Genomic DNA, 4,217 nt, shown 5'->3' with positions numbered 1-4,217 from the left:
GTGCGTAGATGTGATCAAGAGACAGGCCCTGCCCTGGGCCGTCAGCGGCCGTTTCGAGGCGCCACACGGCCCCTTCGACCTCGGCACCGGCACGCCGCCGGAAGGGCCGATGGACAAGCGCGTGCTGCGGCTCAACGACGGGCCGGTGCGCTCCCAGGCGGAGCTCGGCGCGCTGGTCGCCGCGGTCTGGCTGACGCCGCAGATGGACCGGCTCTTCCAGGAGGGTGCCTCCGGCCGCCGCCGCTTCCTCGACCGCCTGGCCTGGGCGCTGGAGCCCGGCCATGCGCGCGAGGTCGCGGGCTACGAGACCGCCATGGCCGGGCGCAACCGCCTGCTCTCCGAAGGCCGGCGTGACCCGGCCTGGATCGCCTCGCTGGAGGATGCCATGGCCCGGCACGGCGTGGCCGTGGCCGCCGCGCGCCGCGCCCTGATCGCCCGGCTGAACGCGGCGCTGGAGGCGGGCACCGCCGGCGCCTTCCCGGCCGCCCGCTGCGCCCTGTCCTGCGAGATCGCCGCGATGCTGGAGGAACAGCCCGCCCTGGCGGTGGAGGATACGCTGCGCGAGCGCCTCGCCGTCAACCGGGGGCGCGATGCGTCGGCGGGGCTGGCGACGGAGGGCCCGCACCGCTGCGACCTGCTGCTGCGCCACCTGCCGCGCGACCTGCCGGCCGAGATCTGCTCGACCGGCGAGCAGAAGGCGCTGCTGGTTTCCGTGATCCTGGCCCATGCCGCGCTGATCGCCGCCGCGCGCGGCTTCGCCCCCCTGCTGCTGCTGGACGAGGTGGCGGCGCATCTCGATGCGGCCCGCCGCGTGGCGCTGTTCGAGGCACTGGCCGCCCTGCCGGCGCAGTGCTTCCTGACGGGCACGGACCCGGAGGTCTTCGCGCCTCTCCAGGGCCGTTCCCAGGCCTTTCTGGCCGGCCACCAGGGCCTGTGCGCCGCCTGATCTTTCCTCACCCCGCTCGGGCCTGTCCTGGCTGGCGGAAAATCCAGCTTTGCCAAGGGAAAAGCCGAGGATTCCCGATGCGGCGGGGCCCCGGAATCCCTATATTGGGCGGGAGCTTCGACTACGGTTTTCCGAAAGGTTCCAGCACCTGATGTCCGACCCCGCGCTTCCAGAACAGTCCCCTTCCGGCCAGGAGGGCGGGGAAGCCTATGACAGTGCCTCCATCACCGTGCTGCGTGGCCTGGACGCCGTCCGCAAGCGACCGGGCATGTATATCGGCGACACGGATGACGGCTCGGGCCTGCACCACATGGTCTTCGAGATCGTGGACAACTCCGTGGACGAGGCCCAGGCGGGCTATGCCACCCATGTCGATGTGGTGATCAACGCCGACGGCTCCGTCACCGTCACCGATGACGGCCGCGGCATCCCCGTGGACCTGCATGTGGAGGAAGGCATCTCCGCCGCCGAGGTGGTGCTGACGCGGCTGCATGCGGGCGGCAAGTTCAACCAGAACTCCTACAAGGTTTCCGGCGGCCTGCACGGTGTCGGCGCGGCGGTGGTGAACGCCCTGTCCGAGCGGATGGAGGCACGCATCTGGAAGAATGGGCGCGAGCACGTGATCCGCTTCGCGCATGGCGATACGGTGGCGCCGCTGGAGGATATCGGCCCCTCCGGCCATCCCACAGGCACGCAGGTCACCTTCAAGCCCAGCGCCGCGACCTTCTCGAAGACCGATTTCGACTATGAGCGGCTGGAGAAGCGGCTGCGCGAGCTGGCCTTCCTCAATTCCGGCCTCCGCATCACGTTGCAGGACGACCGGCCCGTGGAAGGTACCGCGGAAGGCGCGGCCGAGCCGCGCCGCACGGTCTTCCACTACGAGGGCGGGCTTGCCGCCTTCGTCGAATATCTCGACCGTTCCAACAAGCCGATCTTCTCGCCCCCTGCCGCCGCGACCGGCGAGCAGACGGTGGAGCGCAACGGCGAGAGCAAGACGATCCGCGTCGAGTTCGCGCTGCGCTGGACCGACAGCTTCCACGAGACCATGCACTGCTTCACCAACAACATCCCGCAGCGGGATGGCGGCTCGCACCTCGCGGGCTTCCGCCAGGCGCTGACGCGGGTGCTGGGCAAGGTGGCGGAGCAGGCGGCGAAGAAGGACAAGACCGCGCTGTCCGGCGAGGACATGCGCGAGGGGCTGACCGCCGTGCTCTCGGTGAAGGTGCCGGACCCGAAATTCTCCTCCCAGACCAAGGAGAAGCTCGTTTCCTCCGAGGTGCAGCCGGTGGTGCACTCGGTCGTCGCCGATGCGCTGGACCATTGGTTCGAGACGCACCCCAAGGAAGCCAACGAGATCGTCCGCAAGTGCCTCGATGCCGCCGCGGCGCGCGAGGCCGCCCGCAAGGCGCGCGACCTGACGCGGCGCAAGGGCGTGCTCGACATCTCCTCCCTGCCCGGCAAGCTCGCCGATTGCCAGGAGCGCGACCCGAGCAAGGCGGAAATCTTCATCGTCGAGGGTGACTCGGCCGGCGGTTCCGCCAAGCAGGGTCGCGACCGCGCCTTCCAGGCGATCCTGCCGCTGCGCGGCAAGGTGCTGAACGTCGAGCGCGCGCGCTTCGACAAGATGCTGTCCTCGGAGCAGATCGGCACGCTGATCACCGCACTGGGCGCCGGCATCGGCCCCGACCCGGCGAATGGTGGCTTCGACCCCGCCAAGCTGCGCTACGGCAAGATCTGCATCATGACCGACGCGGACGTGGACGGCTCCCACATCCGCACGCTGCTGCTGACCTTCTTCTTCCGGCAGATGCCGGAACTGATCGAGCGCGGGCATCTCTTCATCGCCCAGGCACCGCTCTATCGCGCCAAGCGCGGCAGTGAGGAACGCTACCTCAAGGACGATGCGGCGATGGAGGAGTACCTGCTGGAGAAGGCGCTGCACAACGCGGCGATGACGCTCAGCGACGGCACGGCGCTGGAGGGTGAGGCGCTGCGCGAGGAGGTGCAGAAGCTGCGCGAGGTGTCGCGCCGCATCCGCCGCGCCTCCGGCAACCTGCCGCTCTGGATCGGCGAGCAGGCCGCGCTGGCCGGTGCCATGGCCGTGGCCAATGACGGTCAGGCGGCGCAGGCCCTGGCACGGCGGCTGAACGAGCTGTCGCTGGAAACGGAGCGCGGCTGGTCCGCCTCGCTGGACGAGGCCGGGCTCAAGCTGGGCCGCACCGTTCGCGGCGTGGCCGAGCGCTATTCCCTGGAACCCGCCCTGCTGCGCGGCGCCGATGCGCTCTGGCTGGAGGAGCGGCGGGAGTCCCTGGCCGGGCGCTACGGCAGCGGCGTCACCCTGCGCTTCGAGGGGCGCGAGGACCGTTCGGCCGGTCCGCTCTCGGCGCTGGACCGCGTCTTCCAGCAGGGCCGCAAGGGCCTGACCATCCAGCGCTTCAAGGGGCTGGGCGAGATGAACCCGGACCAGCTCTGGAAGACCACGCTGGACCCGGCGGCGCGCACCATGCTGCGGGTGAAGGTGGATGACGCCGACGAGGCCGGGCAGATCTTCGCCACGCTGATGGGCGACGTGGTCGAGCCGCGCCGCGAATTCATCGTCGGCAATGCGCTGAAGGTGGCGAACCTGGACGTCTGACGCCCGCCCTGCCCATCGCGGCGGACAGGACGACCGATACCGGCAGGGCCGGGCCTTCCGGGGCCCGGCCTTTTTCCTGCCCATCCGGCTGGAAAGGGCAAAAAACCTCTTTTTGTAAGATCATTCCAAAATTTAGTCCAAAACTGTCTCTGAAAGGTGCATAAGCCTCGCAGGGGAGATGCGATGGACCGTCAGGGACGAGAAGATCGCCATTCAGAAGGGCCGAGGCACCGAGCCTGCCTTCGGTTGGCGACCCGCCTCGCGCTTCTGCTGCCGGGCCTCCTCCTGCCCGTTCTTCCGCCGGCCCTCGCGACGGCGCCGGCCCAGGACAATGCCGTGGCCGCCCTGCCGGTCCAGGCTTCTCCCGGTCGCACGGGGGCCAACGCTTCCTTCGAGGCGCTGATGCGCGCCGGGGACCAGGCGATGCTGCGCGGCGACGTGTCCCGCGCCCGGGCCATCTACCAGCGGGCCGTGTCGCTCGACCCGCAATCCTCCGCCGCCTGCCTTTCCCTGGGCTCCACCTACGACCCGAACATGCTGGCCACGATCGAGGCCCGGGGCGGCGGGCTGATCGACGCAGCCAAGGCCCGCGAGTGGTACGAGCGCGCGCGGGCGCTGGGCCATCCCGCCGCCGAC

General features: G+C 70.0%; 3 protein-coding genes. All 3 read left to right on the top strand.

Going from position 1 to position 4,217, the window contains the following annotated elements; genetic code table 11:
• Positions 1–946 (top strand): DNA replication/repair protein RecF (locus tag ROTAS13_RS20305; protein ID WP_075823238.1); only part of this gene is annotated, 946 nt, incomplete at its 5' end.
• A gap of 151 nt (positions 947–1,097) precedes the next feature.
• Positions 1,098–3,581: a DNA topoisomerase (ATP-hydrolyzing) subunit B gene (gene gyrB, locus ROTAS13_RS20300; protein WP_019460932.1), complete on the top strand. Its 2,484-nt coding sequence runs from the start codon at positions 1,098–1,100 to the stop codon at positions 3,579–3,581.
• A 246-nt stretch (positions 3,582–3,827) separates the two neighbouring features.
• A partial coding sequence (locus ROTAS13_RS20295; RefSeq protein WP_216348703.1) for a hypothetical protein occupies positions 3,828–4,217 on the top strand: 390 nt, incomplete at its 3' end.

The organism is Roseomonas sp. TAS13, from assembly GCF_001950415.1.
Classification (GTDB): domain Bacteria; phylum Pseudomonadota; class Alphaproteobacteria; order Acetobacterales; family Acetobacteraceae; genus Roseomonas; species Roseomonas mucosa.
This window is presented reverse-complemented; position numbering and strand designations above follow the sequence as displayed.